The organism is Pseudomonas sp. OG7 (genome assembly GCF_014192825.1).
GTDB classification, from domain to species: domain Bacteria; phylum Pseudomonadota; class Gammaproteobacteria; order Pseudomonadales; family Pseudomonadaceae; genus Aquipseudomonas; species Aquipseudomonas monteilii.
This window is the reverse complement of record NZ_JACHYK010000011.1, coordinates 175,367-190,882: the sequence shown is the minus strand read 5'-3', so window position 1 is coordinate 190,882 and position 15,516 is coordinate 175,367. Positions and strand designations below refer to the sequence as shown.

The following is a 15,516-nucleotide window of genomic DNA, read 5'->3' as shown; positions in this document are numbered from 1 at the left end:
CTCAACCGAGGCGCGCATTCTACGCTTTCCTCAGAGCCTGTCAAGCGTTTATTTTGAAGTTTTTTGCGAGAAACTCGTTTAGCTTCAAACACTTGACTCAACGGGGTGGCTAGCTTTGCTTCGCTACCGCGTTGGAGTGGTGCGCATTATAGGGACGGCTCTGAGGAGGTCAACCCTTAATTTCAATGTTTTGAAATATTTATGCCGAAGGCGCTTCAGGGCTATCACGCACCCCATCAATTGCGCACTATATTGCTCATCACCCACCCCGCCCAAGGATCGCCGCACAGACATGAACACCCAGCCCCGCAGCCTGGCCGCCACCCTCTTCCCGATTGGGCTGCTGCTTATCGCCATGGCATCGATTCAATCGGGTGCCTCACTGGCCAAAAGCATGTTCCCCATTATCGGCGCACAAGGCACCACCGCCCTGCGCCTGATTTTCGCCAGCATCATCATGCTGCTTATATTGCGCCCGTGGCGGGTACGCATGACCGCCAACACCCTGCGTAACGTGGTCATCTATGGCATGGCCCTGGGTGGCATGAATTTCCTCTTCTATATGGCGCTGCAAACGGTGCCCATCGGCATTGCCGTTGCACTGGAGTTCACCGGGCCGCTCGCCGTTGCGATCTTCTCTTCACGCCGGCCAATCGACTTCCTGTGGATTGCCCTGGCCATCGCCGGCTTGCTGTTGTTGCTGCCTGCAGGGCACAGTGGCCAGGCACTCGACCCGGCCGGTGCTGCTTACGCGCTGGGTGCTGGCGTGTGCTGGGCCCTGTACATTCTGTTCGGGCAGCGTGCCGGGGCCGAACACGGCATCCAGAGCGCCGCGCTCGGCGTGGTGGTCGCTGCACTGTTCGTCGCCCCCATCGGCATTGTCCACGCGGGCAGTGCGCTGCTCACGCCCGCGGTCATCCCCATGGCGCTGGGCGTGGCGATACTGTCCACAGCACTGCCCTACAGCCTGGAGATGGTTGCCCTCACGCGCATTCCGGCTCGCACCTTCGGCACCCTGATGAGCATCGAACCGGCGTTCGGGGCGTTGTCCGGCCTTCTTTTCCTGGGCGAAGTGCTGACGGTTACCCAATGGCTGGCGATTCTGGCAATCATCACGGCCTCTGTCGGCACCACGCTGTCCATGCGCAAGGAGCCCGCCCCAGCCGTCGCAGCAGACTGATATGAGAAATATTTTCATTTGAGACAGGATTAAAGATTGTAGCGACCCGTCTCGCTGATTAAGCTGTCACAAAATCATCATCTTTACGCTATCTACTGGACCGAACAGGGACGCTGGGGAAATTTCAGGAAGAACCGAAGCGATAACGACAGGGCTAGACGACAGCTGATCGGCCCTGCATTTAAGGACAGGAATGAAACGTATTTTTCTCATCCTGGCCATCTTGGCTATTGCTGGATGTGCCGCCACGGCCAAGACTGAGGTCAAGAGGGGCAAGAAGGGCCTGCATATCAACTGCTCCGGCCTTTCCTCTTCGTGGGACAACTGCTACAGCAAAGCCGCGAGCTCTTGCAGCACGCGCGGCTATCGGGTCATCGCACGCTCGGGCGACAGCGATGAAGAAGCCGGCGATTACTTGTTCGGCATCAACCCGGCGGGTTACACCAGCCGCAGCATGATCGTCATCTGCAAGTAGAAAAAGGGCAGCTCACGAGCTGCCCTTTTCATACGCTGTTACAGCGACGTGGTACGCCTTTCCAGCCAGGCCAAGGCGTCCCCCTTGAGCAACGGAGCCAGGCGCTCACGCACCGTGGCGTGATAGCGGTTCAACCACTCCACCTCTTCTTTTGACAGCTGTTCGGCTAGCAGGCACCGGGTGTCGATCGGGCACAGTGTCAACGTCTCGAAGTTCAGGAAGTCGCCAAATGCACTCTTGCCGGCTTCACGATTGACCACCAGGTTCTCGATGCGTACACCCCATTGCCCCGGGCGATACGTACCTGGCTCGATCGAGCTGATCATGCCCGCCTGCATCGCCGTCTGCGGTGCAGGTGCCGCCTGGTAGGCAATTACCTGCGGCCCTTCATGCACATTCATGAAGTAGCCTACCCCATGCCCGGTACCGTGGCCGTAATCCACCTGGTCTGCCCAGATCGGCGCACGAGCAATGGCGTCGAGCAACGGCGACAGCACCCCACGCGGAAAGGTGGCACGCGACAGGGCAATCATGCCCTTGAGTACCCGGGTGCAATCCTGCTTCTGCTGGTGGCTGGGGTTGCCCACAGGCACCATGCGTGTGATGTCGGTGGTGCCACCCAGGTACTGCCCGCCCGAATCGATTAGCAAAAGCCCGTCGCCCTCGATGACCGCGTGCGACTGCTCGGTAGCGCGGTAATGCGGCATGGCACCGTTGCCATTGAAGGCAGCAATGGTCGAGAAACTCAGCGATACGAAACCCGGGCGCCGGGCACGCGCTGCGCTCAGTTGCTCGTCAATCGTCAGCTCGGTGATTTTCTCATTGCCCAGGCTGGCCTCGAACCAGGTGAAGAATTCGCACAAGGCAGCACCGTCCTGCTCCATGACCTGACGGATGTGAACCAGGTCTTCATCACCTTTGCATGACTTGCTCAGGGTGGTGGGATTGATCCCCTCGATCAGCACGACCTCTGCCGAACGGTTTTCCAGCAGGCCACAGGTGACCCGTGCCGGGTCCACCAGCAACCTGCTGCCGGCCGGTACGGCACCTAAGGCCTTGCCAGCCTCGCTGTAGTCGCGTACCTCGATGCCGTCGACTGCCAGCACTTGGCGCAAATGCGCGTCCACCTTGTCCTGACCCACGAACAGAATGGCCTGCTTCTCATTGATCAACGCAAAGGCCAGAAACACCGGGTTATAGGAGACATCACTGCCGCGCAGGTTGAACAGCCATGCGATGTCATCAAGGGTGGCAATGAAATGCCAGTCGGCGCCCTTGGCCAGCATGCCCTGACGCAACTGCGCGAGTTTTTCCGCTCGGCTCACCGTCGCATGCGGCGGTAAATGCTGGTACACCGGGTTACCCGGCAGCGCCGGGCGCCCATCCCAGACTTGCCCCAACAGATCCTTGTCGGTGACCAGCCGAGCGCCGCGAGTCTTCAGCCGCTCACCCAGTTGTCGCGCCGAGGCCAGCGCCAGGACCGCACCATCCACCGCGACGCTACCGTCGGGCGCTACATTATCGCCGAGCCACTCCAACGCCCCGGGTTTGCCCGGCAACAGTTTCATCAGCTCAATGCCGCTGTCTGCCAGTTCATGCTCGGCCTGCTCCCAGTAGCGGCTGTCGACCCACAGCCCGGCGAACCCGGGGGTGACCACCAATGTGCCGACCGAGCCGTGGAAACCCGAGAGCCACTGACGCCCCTGCCAGTAACCGGGCAGGTATTCGGAAAGGTGGGGGTCGGCCGAAGGTACCAGCAAGGCATCGATGCCCTCTGCCGCCATGGCCTGGCGCACGCGTGCCAGGCGCTGTGGCACGCTTTGCTCAAGGGTGGTCTGGACGTTCATGCGCTCTCCTGCGGCTACATCACGGTTGATCCAATGTGCCGATAATGGAACAGCCGCCAGAACCCTGCAATCGTGACGACCAGGACACGGCATGGATTGCCCGCCACGCCTTGCGCCAATCAGACACTTCCTACAACGCGCTCAGGACCACCGATCAAGTCCCGCTGAACTTCCGCAAAGTGCCGGCTTCACACACAGTACACTCACTGCCCACAGGCAAATGACCATGCCCAGTGCCTGGCATTCGAAAACCGGCGTGGTGTTGCTCGACACCCGCGAACATACGCCCGAGCATGAGCATGCCGTGCACCTCAAGCTTGCCGACGGCCTCGCCCGCCTGCTGGGTTGTCCACATGTGCCCAGGCAGCAGGCCAAGGCCAACGACGGCTACTACTACGTGCCCACCGAGACCCTGATCGACCCCCGGCGCTATGCCGCCCTGGGTATTCTTGGCGAACAGGACCTGTTTGGCGGCCTGGTGTCCTACCCCCACATGGCGACCAAGGCAATCTCCCACCCGTTGCCGGCCAAGGCCAGCTTCCCACCGGGCTGGACTGACGCCTTCGCCCAACAAGCGAGTGACGCCCTACTGCGCGGCTACACCGTGTTCAGCAAAGCTGATGCGCGCACTGCCGCACAGTTGCTGCTGCTCGACGGCCCGCTACGGGTCAAGCCGGTGCTGGCTACCGCAGGCCGCGGACAAGCGGTCATCAGCACTGCAGACGCACTGGAACCCCTGCTGGCCGATATGGACGAACAGGCGCTGGCAGTGTGGGGGCTGGTACTCGAAGAAGACCTCAATGACGTAAAAACCTTCAGCGTCGGCCAAGTGCGCGTCGCGGGGCTGACATGCAGCTATCACGGTACCCAACAGCTGACCCATGACCACCAGGGCATCGAGGTGTATGGCGGCTCCGACCTTGTGGTGGTACGTGGCGACTATCAGGCGCTGCTGCAACTCCCCCTGGAAGACCACCTGCGTCTGGCGATCAACCAGGCCATCACCTACGAGCAGGCTGCCGAGCAGCACTTCCCTGGCTTCATCGCCTCACGGCGCAACTACGACATCGCTCGCGGCCTGAGCCCTCAAGGCCACCTACGTAGCGGTGTGCTCGAGCAATCCTGGCGCCTGGGCGGTGCCAGCAGTGCCGAGCTGCTGGCCCTGCAGGCATTTGCCGATGACCCGGCATTGCAGCAGGTGCGTGCCTCCACCCACGAAGTGTTCGGCACGCCCGACCTGCCCGCTGATGCCACCCTCTTCTACCAAGGAAACGACAGTGAACTCGGACAATTCAGCAAATTTGCACGGATTCGCGAACATGGCCGTTCAGAGTGAAACCGTTGAACTGCAAGTCGACAACGACAGCATTGTCGGCACCCTGGTCAGCCCCGGCAGCAAGATGCCGGGCATCCTCTTCGTGCACGGTTGGGGCGGAAGCCAGCAGCGTGATCTGGCCCGGGCCCGGCACATCACCGGACTGGGCTGCGTGTGCATGACCTTCGACCTTCGCGGGCACGAAAAGACCGAAAGCCAACGCCTGACAGTCACGCGTGAACAAAACCTGCATGACCTGATGGTGGCCTACGACCGGCTGCTGAGCCATCCAGCCGTGGACAGTAGCGCCATCGCCCTCATCGGCAGCAGTTATGGCGGCTACCTGGCAACGCTGCTGACCCGCGAACGGTCCGTCAAATGGCTGGCCCTGCGGGTACCCGCCATGTATTGGGACGACGAATGGAACACCCCCAAGCAAACCCTCGACCGCCAACGCCTGAACGCCTACCGGCAGCAATCGCTTGGCCCGGCTGACAACCGTGCACTGGCAGCGTGCGCCGAGTTCGGAGGGGACGTCTTGCTGGTAGAGTCCGAACAGGACGACTATGTACCGCACAGCACACTGATGAGCTACCGCTCGGCATTCGTCAGCGCCCATTCGCTCACCCATCGCATCGTCGACGGGGCCGATCACGCGCTGTCCAGCGAAGAGAGCCAGAAAGCCTACAGCTCGATCCTGGCAGCATGGATCAGCGAAATGGTCATCGGTGCCCGACTGGACCGCTACCCGCATTACGCGCCTTGGTATGCCTGAAGCTCGCCCACCTGACGATGCAGGCCGCCATCGGCGCCGCGAACCAGACTGCGCAGCGTCTGGTAGGCTGCAAAGTGCACCCCGCGCGCCTGATGCTGCCCCAGCAGCTCAAGGAAGGGCTCCTCGACGAAGTGCACGGCCGCCACCGACCAGGCCTGGCGTGATTGCCATTGCAGGTATTGCAGCACCCGGCTGCCATCGTCACTGGCCTGGACACTGACCCCCTGCAGCCCTTCACAGCGCGCAGCAAGCTCTTCGCTTCGCGCCACCAAGGCCTGAGCCAATGCTTGCTGGCACATGCTGGGCACTTCGTATTCGATCATCTGGGTGAACCAAAGGGCATTAGGGTTGGCCGACATCGGCGGTCTCCTGGTAACGGACGCATGCAGCGGGATGCCGAGCAGGGTAAAACCTCAAGTAAAGTCAAGGTCAAGGGGTTTATGCGCACCCTGGCCTGATACCGCAAAACGCCGCCGGTAGTCACTTGGGGTCAGGCCGGTAATGCGCTGAAACACCTTGCGAAACGCTCCCGGGTCCTGGTACCCGACACCCCAGGCAATCTGTTCGACGTTGCGCCGTGTGAACTCCAGCAAACGGCAGGCTCGCCCGACCCTCACCTGCTGGCAATACTCGGTCGGGCGCATCCCGGTGGCGGCACGAAAGCGCCGCAGGAACGTACGCGCTTCCAGCCCCGCGCACGCAGCCATCGCCGCAAGGTCAGCCTCCTGCCCGCCATTGCCCTGCAACCAATGTTGCACCTTCAACACGGCCTCGTCGCCGTGGTCCAGGCGCGGACTGAACAGCGCCCCGGGCAAGGGGGCTGTCGTCGGCTCAACGGCCAGGTAGCGAGCGGTCTCTCGCGCCACCGTCGCCCCAAGAAATCGCTCCAGCAGGCGCAAGCCCAGGTCAGTCCAGGCCATCAACCCTGCCGAGGTCACGATATCGCCGTCGTCCAGCAACGGCTGCCGCGCCTCTACCCGCACCTTGGGGAAGCGCTGGGCCAGGGCATGCACATAGTTCCAGTGGGTGCAGGCCGGGCGCCCGTCGAGTAGCCCACTGGCGGCAATGAAAAACACCCCGATGCAAACCGACGCCAGCACCGTACCGCGCCCGTGCAACTGGCACAGGGACGCGCGGTGACGGTCAAGCAGCTCGGCTTGCGGGGCCGACTCCAGGCTGGGTGGAATGATCAATACACCCAGGCCCGGAGCAGCCGCCGCGGAGCTATCCGGGGCTGGCAGCAACTGCCCTGCCTCGTCGGCCTGCCAGAAGCTGACACGAATGTGCGGCAGCTCGACAGCCCCCAGTTCGGCTGCAACCCGGTTGGCCACCAGGAACAGGTCGGCAAGGCCATATACGGCCGCGCGCTGCACGCCGGGGTACAGCAGCAGGCCGATGTCCAGGCTGGCGGGGATGTCAGTTTTTGCCCGCATAGTGTCGTTCGCGCCAATCCTCAGATTCGTGCACACAGCCTATAACTAACGCCTACCAACGACTACTGCCACAGGAGGCAGCATGAGCAAGCAGGCGCTGATCATCATCGACATCCAGAACGACTATTTCCCGGGCGGCAAATGGACCCTCGATGGCGCCGACCAGGCGGCCGACAACGCTGCACGGTTGCTGGCAGCCGCACGCCAGCGCGGCGACCTGGTGGTGCATGTGCGCCATGAGTTCGACAGCGCCGATGCCCCCTTCTTTGCACCGGGCTCGCAGGGTTCGGCGATCCACTCCAAGGTCGAACCGGCAGCAGGCGAACCGGTGGTGCTCAAGCACAAGGTCAACGCCTTCCTCGGTACCGACCTTGAGCACACGCTGGACCGGCATGGCGTCGAGGCCCTGACCATCGTCGGCAGCATGAGCCATATGTGCATCGATGCCGCCACCCGGGCTGCGGCCGACCTGGGTTACGAGGTGACCGTGGCGCACGATGCCTGTGCGACCCTGCCGCTGGCGTTCGACGGCAGGCAGGTAGCGGCGGCGCAGGTTCATGATTCGGCGATGGCGGCGCTGGCATTTGCCTATGCCAAGGTCGTGAGGACCGATGAGTTGCTTCAAGGCTGATCGGCTCGAAAGCTTTGGGGCTATGCATCAGCCCCAAAGCTTGCAGGCTCAAATCACCACATTACGCACGAACCGCACCGCCACCGCCCCATCATTACGGTATGCATACCGGCAGTTGCTGGGAAACACATGGAACTGCCCCACCAGCAGACGATGCTCGACCCCTTCGATGATCAACGTCAGCTGCCCTTCAGCCACATAAATCTGCTCGCTCCAGCCTTCGGCATCGGCCTCGCTGGAATAGCACTCCCCCGGCGCCAGTGTCCACGCCCACAGCTCCACCTCGCGCCGCGCCGGGCTGGTGCCAAGCAACACTGCCCGGCTCTGCGGATGCTCCCCCGCCCAGGCCAGCTCTTCGATGCGCCCGGGATCACGCCGATCAGGCGCCTGGATCAAGGTACTGAATGCCACCCCCAAGGCTTCGGCGATCAAATCCAGCGTGGTCAGGCTGACGTTCTTTTCCCCCGCCTCGATCGCCACCAGCATGCGCCGGCTAACCCCGGAGCGCTCGGCCAACGTCGTCTGGCTCATGCCAGCCGCGTTGCGCAGGCGGCGCACATTGAGGCTGACATGTTGAAGCACCGATGCGCGATGCGCAGAATCTTTGTGCACTATATTGCTCACTGGTCGAGATTGCGCAGTATACTGCCCACTTTGCGGCGATTGTGCGCCGCCCCCTCCGAGTGCGCAAGACCATGAACCAGGCCAGCAACAAACCGACCCCCACCGTTACCTTTCGCCTGAGCAAGGCTGAACTGGTGCTGGTCTTCATCACCATGTTGTGGGGCGGCACCTTCCTGCTGGTGCACAACGTGATGACCGTCAGCGGCCCGATGTTCTTCGTCGGCTTGCGCTTTGCTGCAGCCGCACTGTTCGTGGGCGTGGTCTCGGCGCGGGCATTGCCCGGGCTGACCTTCACCGAGCTCAAGGCCGGCATGCTCATCGGTGTATCGATCATGCTCGGCTATGGCTTGCAAACCATGGGCCTGCAAACCATCAGCAGCAGCCAATCGGCGTTCATCACTGCGCTGTACGTGCCGTTCGTGCCGCTTTTGCAGTGGCTGGTGCTGGGCCGACGGCCTGGCCTGATGCCCAGCATCGGCATTTGCCTGGCGTTCATCGGCCTGATGCTGTTGGCCGGGCCGGAAGGCGGCAGCCTGCATTTCAGCGAGGGCGAGGTGGTCACCTTGGTCAGCGCCGTCGCCATCGCCGGCGAAATCATCCTGATCAGCCGCTACGCCGGCCAGGTCGACGTACGCCGGGTTACCGTGGTGCAACTGGCGACCGCATCATTGCTGGCGTTTCTGATGATCGTGCCAACCCAGGAGCGTATCCCCGACTTCTCCTGGCTGCTGCTGGGCAGCGCCGTAGGCCTGGGCGCCATGAGCGCAGTCATCCAGGTGGCGATGAACTGGGCACAGAAGTCGGTTTCGCCTACCCGGGCCACGCTCATCTACGCCGGTGAGCCAGTGTGGGCCGGGATCGTCGGGCGCCTGGCGGGCGAACGCCTGCCGGGCGTGGCACTGCTCGGTGGCCTGCTGATCGTGATCGCGGTGGTGGTGAGCGAGCTCAAAGTGCGCCGACCGCGCGAAACCATCGAGGCACGCGATGTACAGAATGAAGGCGAACGCCAAGCGGAGCTGTGAAGTCGATAACAGCAGCTATGCTTTGTAAACAAATGTTATAAAAAAACAGCTTGTCACAGCCTGTTTGTAGGATTCTGCGACAGCTTGCGTGTTGGTGATCACCCCCTCGGCACGTATGATCTTTGCAAACTTCTCCAGAATAGGCCGCTATGTCATTGATAGTGCTATTGCTTCTGCCGTTCGTGGGCAGTTGCCTGGCAGCCGTGCTGCCGCACAACGCACGTAACGCCGAGTCCATTCTTGCCGGGCTCGTAGCCCTGGTCGGTACCGTCCAGGTAGCACTGCTGTACCCCCAGGTTGCCCATGGCGGTGTGATTCGCGAAGAGTTCCTGTGGCTGCCCAGCCTGGGGCTCAACCTGGTACTGCGCATGGACGGCTTCGCCTGGCTGTTCTCGCTGCTGGTACTGGGCATCGGTACGCTGGTGTCGCTGTACGCGCGCTACTACATGTCACCGCAAGACCCGGTACCGCGCTTCTTCGCCTTCTTCCTGGCCTTCATGGGCGCCATGCTTGGCCTGGTGATTTCCGGCAACCTGATTCAGCTGGTGTTCTTCTGGGAACTCACCAGCCTGTTCTCCTTCCTGCTGATCGGCTACTGGCACCACCGCGCAGACGCCCGCCGTGGTGCGTACATGGCGCTGATGGTGACCGGTGCAGGCGGCTTGTGCCTGCTGGTCGGGGCCCTGCTGCTCGGCCATGTGGTCGGCAGCTATGACCTGGACAAGGTCCTGGCTGCCGGCGATACCATCCGCCAGCATGCGCTGTACCCGGTGCTGCTGCCCCTGATTCTCATCGGCGCCCTGAGCAAGAGCGCACAGTTCCCCTTCCAGTTCTGGCTGCCCCACGCCATGGCAGCGCCCACGCCGGTATCGGCCTATTTGCACTCTGCCACCATGGTCAAGGCCGGGGTGTTCCTGCTGGCGCGGCTGTGGCCGGTGCTTTCCGGCAGCGAAGAGTGGTTCTGGATCGTCGGCGGTGCCGGTGCCCTCACCCTGCTGCTCGGCGCGTTCGCCGCCATGTTCCAGAACGACCTCAAGGGCCTGCTGGCCTATTCGACCATCAGCCACCTGGGCCTGATTACCCTGCTGCTGGGCCTGAACAGCCCACTGGCTGCCGTTGCAGCAGTATTCCACATCCTCAACCATGCCACGTTCAAGGCCTCGCTGTTCATGGCAGCCGGCATCATCGACCATGAAAGCGGTACGCGCGACATCCGTCGCCTCAGCGGCCTTATCCGCCTGGTGCCCTACACCGCGACCCTGGCCATGGTAGCCAGCGCCTCGATGGCTGGCGTGCCGCTGATGAACGGCTTCCTGTCCAAGGAAATGTTCTTCGCCGAAACCGTATTCATCAGTTCCACCGCGTGGGTCGAGGCCACCCTGCCCGTGATCGCCACCCTGGCCGGTACTTTCAGCGTGGCCTATGCCCTGCGCTTTACCGTCGATGTGTTCTTCGGGCCGACCGCCCAGGACCTGCCCCACACCCCGCACGAGCCGCCACGCTGGATGCGTGCGCCGGTCGAACTGCTGGTGCTCACCTGCCTGGTGGTGGGGATCTTCCCTGCCCAGTCGGTCGGCCCGCTGCTGGCCGCTGCGGCGCTGCCGGTGGTAGGCGGCACCTTGCCGGAGTACAGCCTGGCGATCTGGCATGGCTGGAACGCACCGCTGATCATGAGCCTGGTGGCCATGAGCGGCGGTATCGTGCTGTACCTGTTGCTGCGCAAGCAGCTGCGCCTGGGCCGCTTCCCCTACCCGCCGGTGATCGAACGCTTCAACGGCAAGCGCCTGTTCGAGCACGGGCAAGTTCACCTGATGGTGCTGGCGCGTCGCGTCGAGCGCCTGTTCACCTCTCGCCGCCTGCAATCGCAGCTGTTCATGCTGGTGGTCGCCGCCTTTCTCGCAGGCCTCACGCCCATGCTCTACAGCGGGCTGAGCTGGGGCGACCGGCCGAAAATTCCGGGCTCGGGCGTGTTCGTCGCACTGTGGCTGATCGCCATTGCCTGCGCCATCGGCGCCGCCTACCAGGCGAAGTACCACCGCCTGGCGGCACTGATCATGGTCAGTGTCTGCGGCCTGATGACCTGCATCACGTTTGTCTGGTTCTCCGCGCCTGACCTGGCCCTGACCCAGCTGGTGGTGGAAGTGGTCACGACTGTGCTGATCCTGCTGGGCCTGCGCTGGCTGCCACGGCGTATCGAAGGCGTGTCGCCACTACCGGGTAGCCTGGAGCGTGCGCGCATGCGCCGCCTGCGCGACCTGCTGCTGGCCGTGCTGGTGGGTGGCGGCATGGCCGTGCTGTCGTACGCCATGCTGACCCGTCCAACGCCCAACGACATCTCGTCGTTCTACCTCAGCCGTGCGCTGCCCCAAGGCGGCGGCACCAACGTGGTCAACGTGATGCTGGTGGACTTCCGCGGCTTCGACACCCTCGGTGAAATCACCGTGCTGGTGGCCGTAGCGCTGACCGTGTTCGCCCTGCTGCGCCGCTTCCGCCCACCCAAAGAGAGCATGCAGCTGCCGGCGCAGCAGCGCCAGCTGGCACCCGACGTGGTCACCGACCTGATCAACCCACGGCATGCCACCGACACCGCCTTGGGCTTCATGATGGTGCCGGCAGTGCTGGTGCGCCTGCTGCTGCCAGTCGCGCTGCTGGTCTCGATGTACCTGTTCATGCGTGGTCACAACCAACCGGGCGGCGGCTTTGTCGCCGGCCTGGTGATGTCGGTGGCGTTCATCCTGCAGTACATGGTGGCCGGTACCCAGTGGGTCGAAGCGCAGATGAGCCTGCGCCCGCTGCGCTGGATGGGCACCGGGCTGCTGTGCGCGACCCTGACCGGGGTCGGCGCCATGCTGCTGGGCTATCCGTTCCTCACTACCCATACTGCCCACCTGCACCTGCCACTGCTGGGTGATGTGCACGTGGCCAGCGCGCTGTTCTTCGATGTCGGCGTATACACCGTGGTGGTCGGCTCGACCCTGCTGATCCTCACGGCCCTGGCGCACCAGTCGGTGCGCGCTTACCGCCCGGGCAACCCGGCGAAAACCAGCCAAGCAGGAGCCGCCTGATGGAAGAAGTGATTGCAGTCGCCATCGGCGTGCTCGCCGCCTCGGGGGTGTGGCTGATCCTGCGCCCCCGTACCTACCAGGTCATCATGGGCCTGTGCCTGCTGTCGTACGGGGTCAACCTGTTCATTTTCAGCATGGGCAGCCTCTTCATCGGCAAAGAGCCAATCATCAAGAACGGCGTCACACAGGACCTGCTGCACTACACCGACCCGCTGCCGCAGGCGCTGGTGCTTACCGCCATCGTCATCAGCTTTGCCATGACCGCGCTGTTTCTGGTGGTGTTGCTGGCCTCACGCGGCCTGACCGGTACCGACCACGTGGATGGCCGGGAGCGTGACGAATGAATGGAATGAGTCAACTGATCGTTGCGCCTATCCTGCTGCCGCTGGTCACTGCCGCAGTCATGTTGCTGCTGGGTGAAAAGCACCGGCAGATCAAGGCCCGCCTGAACCTGCTGTCGACCTTCGCCGGCCTGGCAATTGCCGTCAGCCTGCTGCTGTGGGTGCGTACCCAGGGGCAGGCAGCGTCAATCGGCGTTTACCTGCCGGGCAACTGGCCAGCACCGTTCGGCATCGTGCTGGTCGTGGACCACCTGTCGGCCCTGCTGCTGACCCTGACCGGGGTCATCGGCTTCAGTGCGTTGCTGTTTGCCCGTGCCCGGTGGGACGGTGCCGGGGCCAGTTTCCATGCGCTGTTTCAGATCCAGCTGATGGGCCTGTACGGTGCCTTCCTCACCGCCGACCTGTTCAACCTGTTCGTGTTCTTCGAGGTACTGCTGGCCGCGTCGTATGGCCTGCTGCTGCATGGCTCGGGTCGCGCCCGGGTACGCGCCGGCCTGCACTACATCGCCATCAACCTGTTCGCCTCGTCGCTGTTCCTGATTGGCGCCGCCATGCTGTATGGCGTGACGGGCACCCTGAACATGGCCGACCTGGCCCTGAAGATTCCCTTGGTGCCAGAGGCCGACCGTGGCCTGTTGCATGCCGGCGCGGCGATCCTGGCCATGGCCTTCCTGGTCAAGGCGGGTATCTGGCCGCTGAACTTCTGGCTGGTGCCAGCCTACGCTTCGGCCAGCGCACCCGTGGCTGCGTTGTTCGCCATCATGACCAAAGTCGGCCTGTATGCCGTGCTGCGTCTGTGGACACTGCTGTTCTCCGGGCAGGCGGGGGCCTCGGCGCATTTCGGCGGCGAATGGCTGGTATACGGCGGCTTGGCCACCCTGGCGATGGCTGCGGTATCGATCCTGGCTGCACAGCGCCTGGAGCGCATGGCAGCCCTCAGTATCCTGGTCTCGGCTGGCACCCTGCTCGGCGCGGTTGGCTTTGCCCAGGCGGCGCTGACCGGCGCGGCGTTGTTCTACCTGGTCAACTCTACCCTGGCCCTGTGCGCGCTGTTCCTGCTCGCCGAACTGGTCGAACGCTCACGCTCGGCCAACGAGGCGCCCCTGGACGAAGAAGAAGACGTGATGCCGCCCCCGCTGGAGTCGCTGCACCCGCCCAAGGGTATCAACCTCGACGACGAGCAAAAGGTGGTGATCGGCCAGATCATCCCGTGGACCATGGCCTTCCTGGGCCTGAGCTTCATCGCCTGCGCGCTGCTCATCATCGGCATGCCGCCACTGTCGGGCTTTGTCGGCAAGCTCAACCTTATCAGCGCGCTGTTCAACCCGCACGGCCTAGGCGTGCCGGCCGAACAACCGTTGAGCCCGGCGGGCTGGGGCCTGGTGGCACTGCTGATCCTGTCCGGCATGGCGTCGCTGATCGCCTTTGGCCGCGTGGGCATACAGCGCTTCTGGAAGCCCGAAGAGCGCCCGTCACCCGTGCTACGCCGCTATGAGTGCCTGCCCATCGTCATCCTGCTCGGCCTGTGCATGGTCCTCAGCCTCAAGGCCGAGCCGTTGCTGCGCTACACCCAGGACACCGCCGCCAGCCTGCAGGCGCCGGACGCCTACATCGAAGCCGTGATGGCCGCCCGGCCGATTCCTGGCCCCACCTCGCTCGACGTACAGGTGCAGCCATGAACCGACTGTTCCCCGCCCCGCTGCTATCGGTTTCGCTGTTCGGCCTCTGGCTGTTGCTGAACCTCTCGGTCAGCCCCGGCAATCTGCTGCTGGGCGCCGCACTGGGTGTGCTGGCCCCGCTGCTGATGGCACCGTTGCGTCCGCAGCATGCCCATGTGCGTCGGCCGCTGGTCATTGCCCGGTTGATCGGCCGGGTCGGCATCGATGTGATCGTCTCCAACCTGCTGGTGGCTCGCGGCGTACTGCGTGCCGGCAAGCAGCCGCCACGCTCGGCGTTCGTGCACATACCGCTGGCATTGCGCGACCCGCACGGCCTGGCGGCACTTTCGATGATCACCACGGTGGTGCCCGGCACAGTCTGGTCAGAACTGGCGCTGGACCGCAGCGTCTTGCTGCTGCATGTGTTCGACCTGGACGATGAAGCGGCCTTCATCCAGCACTTCAAGGACACCTACGAACGCCCGCTGATGGAGATCTTTCAATGACAGGCCTGCTCGCCAATGCTGTCCTCGCCAGCCTGTTCATCTTCGCCCTGGCCATGGGCCTGGCGCTGATCCGGCTGTTCCGTGGCCCGTCCGCCCAGGACCGTGTGCTGGCGCTGGACTACCTGTATATCCTGGCCATGCTGACCATGCTGGTGCTGGGGATCCGTTACGCCAGTGACACCTACTTCGAAGGTGCCCTGCTGATTGCGCTGTTCGGCTTCGTCGGCTCGTTTGCCTTGGCCAAGTTCCTGCTGCGCGGAGAGGTGATCGAATGACCGAAACCTTGGTACTGCCCTTCTGGCTGGAGGTGGTCACTGCCGTGCTACTGCTGACCGGCAGCCTGTTCGCCCTGGTGGGTGCCATAGGCCTGATACGCCTGAAAGACTACTTCCAGCGGATGCACCCACCGGCACTGGCCTCGACCATTGGCGCCTGGTGCGTGGCGCTGGCGTCGATCATCTACTTTTCCTGGCTCAAGGACGCGCCTGTGCTGCACGCTTGGCTAATTCCGATCCTGCTGTCGATCACAGTGCCGGTAACCACGCTCTTGCTGGCCCGGGCGGCGCTGTTCCGTAAGCGCATGTCGAAAGAGCCGGTGCCCGAAGAGGTTAGCAGCGGTCGCGACCGCGGTAACTGAAGGTTGC

The 15,516-nt window shown here is 63.3% G+C and carries 16 protein-coding genes; 12 read left to right on the top strand and 4 right to left on the bottom strand.

The window, feature by feature from the left end; genetic code table 11:
* The first annotated feature begins 292 nt into the window (after positions 1–292).
* Positions 293–1,180 (top strand): threonine/homoserine exporter RhtA, encoded by an 888-nt coding sequence (rhtA, locus tag FHW75_RS24780; RefSeq protein ID WP_019098784.1) that lies wholly within the window; start codon positions 293–295, stop codon positions 1,178–1,180.
* Between the two features lie 193 nt (positions 1,181–1,373).
* Positions 1,374–1,655: a hypothetical protein gene (locus tag FHW75_RS24775; RefSeq protein WP_016714998.1), complete on the top strand. Its 282-nt coding sequence runs from the start codon at positions 1,374–1,376 to the stop codon at positions 1,653–1,655.
* A gap of 38 nt (positions 1,656–1,693) precedes the next feature.
* On the opposite strand, the gene FHW75_RS24770 is transcribed toward FHW75_RS24775, so the two are convergent.
* Positions 1,694–3,502 (bottom strand): aminopeptidase P family protein, encoded by a 1,809-nt coding sequence (locus FHW75_RS24770; protein WP_089230471.1) that lies wholly within the window; start codon positions 3,500–3,502, stop codon positions 1,694–1,696.
* A 220-nt stretch (positions 3,503–3,722) separates the two neighbouring features.
* On the opposite strand from FHW75_RS24770, the gene FHW75_RS24765 reads away from it, so the two are divergent.
* Together FHW75_RS24765 and FHW75_RS24760 are read left to right on the top strand one after the other, a co-directional pair.
* Entirely contained in the window at positions 3,723–4,838 is a 1,116-nt protein-coding gene (locus FHW75_RS24765; RefSeq protein ID WP_027609689.1) for a DUF3182 family protein, read from the top strand.
* Positions 4,822–5,592 carry a S9 family peptidase gene (locus FHW75_RS24760; protein WP_025754418.1) on the top strand — a complete coding sequence of 257 codons (771 nt, stop codon included), beginning with the start codon at positions 4,822–4,824 and terminating at the stop codon, positions 5,590–5,592. Before FHW75_RS24765 ends, FHW75_RS24760 begins: the two co-directional genes overlap by 17 nt.
* Here FHW75_RS24760 and FHW75_RS24755 read toward each other — a convergent pair.
* Complete coding sequence (locus FHW75_RS24755; protein WP_183674864.1) at positions 5,571–5,951, bottom strand: antibiotic biosynthesis monooxygenase; 381 nt, start codon at positions 5,949–5,951, stop codon at positions 5,571–5,573. The genes FHW75_RS24760 and FHW75_RS24755 overlap by 22 nt on opposite strands.
* A gap of 54 nt (positions 5,952–6,005) precedes the next feature.
* Positions 6,006–7,025 carry a GlxA family transcriptional regulator gene (locus FHW75_RS24750; RefSeq protein WP_025754420.1) on the bottom strand — a complete coding sequence of 340 codons (1,020 nt, stop codon included), beginning with the start codon at positions 7,023–7,025 and terminating at the stop codon, positions 6,006–6,008.
* Positions 7,026–7,107: 82 nt separating this feature from the next.
* Here FHW75_RS24750 and FHW75_RS24745 point away from each other — a divergent pair, with 82 nt between their 5' ends.
* Positions 7,108–7,656, top strand: a complete 549-nt coding sequence (locus FHW75_RS24745) for a cysteine hydrolase family protein (RefSeq protein WP_019098779.1) — start codon at positions 7,108–7,110, stop codon at positions 7,654–7,656.
* Positions 7,657–7,704: 48 nt separating this feature from the next.
* On the opposite strand, the gene FHW75_RS24740 is transcribed toward FHW75_RS24745, so the two are convergent.
* Positions 7,705–8,268 (bottom strand): helix-turn-helix domain-containing protein, encoded by a 564-nt coding sequence (locus tag FHW75_RS24740; protein WP_019098778.1) that lies wholly within the window; start codon positions 8,266–8,268, stop codon positions 7,705–7,707.
* Positions 8,269–8,351: 83 nt separating this feature from the next.
* Between FHW75_RS24740 and FHW75_RS24735 the strand changes: the two genes are divergently transcribed.
* The 7 genes from FHW75_RS24735 to FHW75_RS24705 all read left to right on the top strand — a co-directional run bounded on the left by FHW75_RS24735 (position 8,352) and on the right by FHW75_RS24705 (position 15,509).
* Positions 8,352–9,302, top strand: coding sequence for a DMT family transporter (locus FHW75_RS24735; protein ID WP_183674861.1), 951 nt, complete (start codon positions 8,352–8,354; stop codon positions 9,300–9,302).
* A 149-nt stretch (positions 9,303–9,451) separates the two neighbouring features.
* The gene (locus tag FHW75_RS24730) at positions 9,452–12,367 is read left to right on the top strand and encodes a monovalent cation/H+ antiporter subunit A (RefSeq protein WP_019098776.1); all 2,916 of its coding nucleotides are present in this window, start codon (positions 9,452–9,454) and stop codon (positions 12,365–12,367) included.
* Positions 12,367–12,711, top strand: a complete 345-nt coding sequence (locus FHW75_RS24725) for a Na+/H+ antiporter subunit C (RefSeq protein ID WP_019098775.1) — start codon at positions 12,367–12,369, stop codon at positions 12,709–12,711. The genes FHW75_RS24730 and FHW75_RS24725 overlap by 1 nt, the downstream gene beginning before the upstream one ends.
* On the top strand, positions 12,708–14,387 hold the full coding sequence (locus FHW75_RS24720) for a monovalent cation/H+ antiporter subunit D (RefSeq protein WP_019098774.1): 1,680 nt from the start codon (positions 12,708–12,710) through the stop codon (positions 14,385–14,387). Before FHW75_RS24725 ends, FHW75_RS24720 begins: the two co-directional genes overlap by 4 nt.
* Complete coding sequence (locus FHW75_RS24715; RefSeq protein WP_019098773.1) at positions 14,384–14,872, top strand: Na+/H+ antiporter subunit E; 489 nt, start codon at positions 14,384–14,386, stop codon at positions 14,870–14,872. Before FHW75_RS24720 ends, FHW75_RS24715 begins: the two co-directional genes overlap by 4 nt.
* Positions 14,869–15,147, top strand: coding sequence for a K+/H+ antiporter subunit F (locus tag FHW75_RS24710; protein WP_003250109.1), 279 nt, complete (start codon positions 14,869–14,871; stop codon positions 15,145–15,147). Before FHW75_RS24715 ends, FHW75_RS24710 begins: the two co-directional genes overlap by 4 nt.
* The gene (locus FHW75_RS24705) at positions 15,144–15,509 is read left to right on the top strand and encodes a Na+/H+ antiporter subunit G (RefSeq protein WP_027609687.1); all 366 of its coding nucleotides are present in this window, start codon (positions 15,144–15,146) and stop codon (positions 15,507–15,509) included. Before FHW75_RS24710 ends, FHW75_RS24705 begins: the two co-directional genes overlap by 4 nt.
* Positions 15,510–15,516: the final 7 nt, after the last annotated feature.

Coding starts and splice junctions, on each gene's coding strand:
- rhtA (WP_019098784.1), top strand. CDS start 293: ATGAACACCCAGCCCCGCAGCCTGGCCGCCACCCTCTTCCCGATTGGG.
- FHW75_RS24775 (WP_016714998.1), top strand. CDS start 1,374: ATGAAACGTATTTTTCTCATCCTGGCCATCTTGGCTATTGCTGGATGT.
- FHW75_RS24770 (WP_089230471.1), bottom strand. CDS start 3,502: ATGAACGTCCAGACCACCCTTGAGCAAAGCGTGCCACAGCGCCTGGCA.
- FHW75_RS24765 (WP_027609689.1), top strand. CDS start 3,723: ATGACCATGCCCAGTGCCTGGCATTCGAAAACCGGCGTGGTGTTGCTC.
- FHW75_RS24760 (WP_025754418.1), top strand. CDS start 4,822: ATGGCCGTTCAGAGTGAAACCGTTGAACTGCAAGTCGACAACGACAGC.
- FHW75_RS24755 (WP_183674864.1), bottom strand. CDS start 5,951: ATGTCGGCCAACCCTAATGCCCTTTGGTTCACCCAGATGATCGAATAC.
- FHW75_RS24750 (WP_025754420.1), bottom strand. CDS start 7,025: ATGCGGGCAAAAACTGACATCCCCGCCAGCCTGGACATCGGCCTGCTG.
- FHW75_RS24745 (WP_019098779.1), top strand. CDS start 7,108: ATGAGCAAGCAGGCGCTGATCATCATCGACATCCAGAACGACTATTTC.
- FHW75_RS24735 (WP_183674861.1), top strand. CDS start 8,352: ATGAACCAGGCCAGCAACAAACCGACCCCCACCGTTACCTTTCGCCTG.
- FHW75_RS24730 (WP_019098776.1), top strand. CDS start 9,452: ATGTCATTGATAGTGCTATTGCTTCTGCCGTTCGTGGGCAGTTGCCTG.
- FHW75_RS24725 (WP_019098775.1), top strand. CDS start 12,367: ATGGAAGAAGTGATTGCAGTCGCCATCGGCGTGCTCGCCGCCTCGGGG.
- FHW75_RS24720 (WP_019098774.1), top strand. CDS start 12,708: ATGAATGGAATGAGTCAACTGATCGTTGCGCCTATCCTGCTGCCGCTG.
- FHW75_RS24715 (WP_019098773.1), top strand. CDS start 14,384: ATGAACCGACTGTTCCCCGCCCCGCTGCTATCGGTTTCGCTGTTCGGC.
- FHW75_RS24710 (WP_003250109.1), top strand. CDS start 14,869: ATGACAGGCCTGCTCGCCAATGCTGTCCTCGCCAGCCTGTTCATCTTC.
- FHW75_RS24705 (WP_027609687.1), top strand. CDS start 15,144: ATGACCGAAACCTTGGTACTGCCCTTCTGGCTGGAGGTGGTCACTGCC.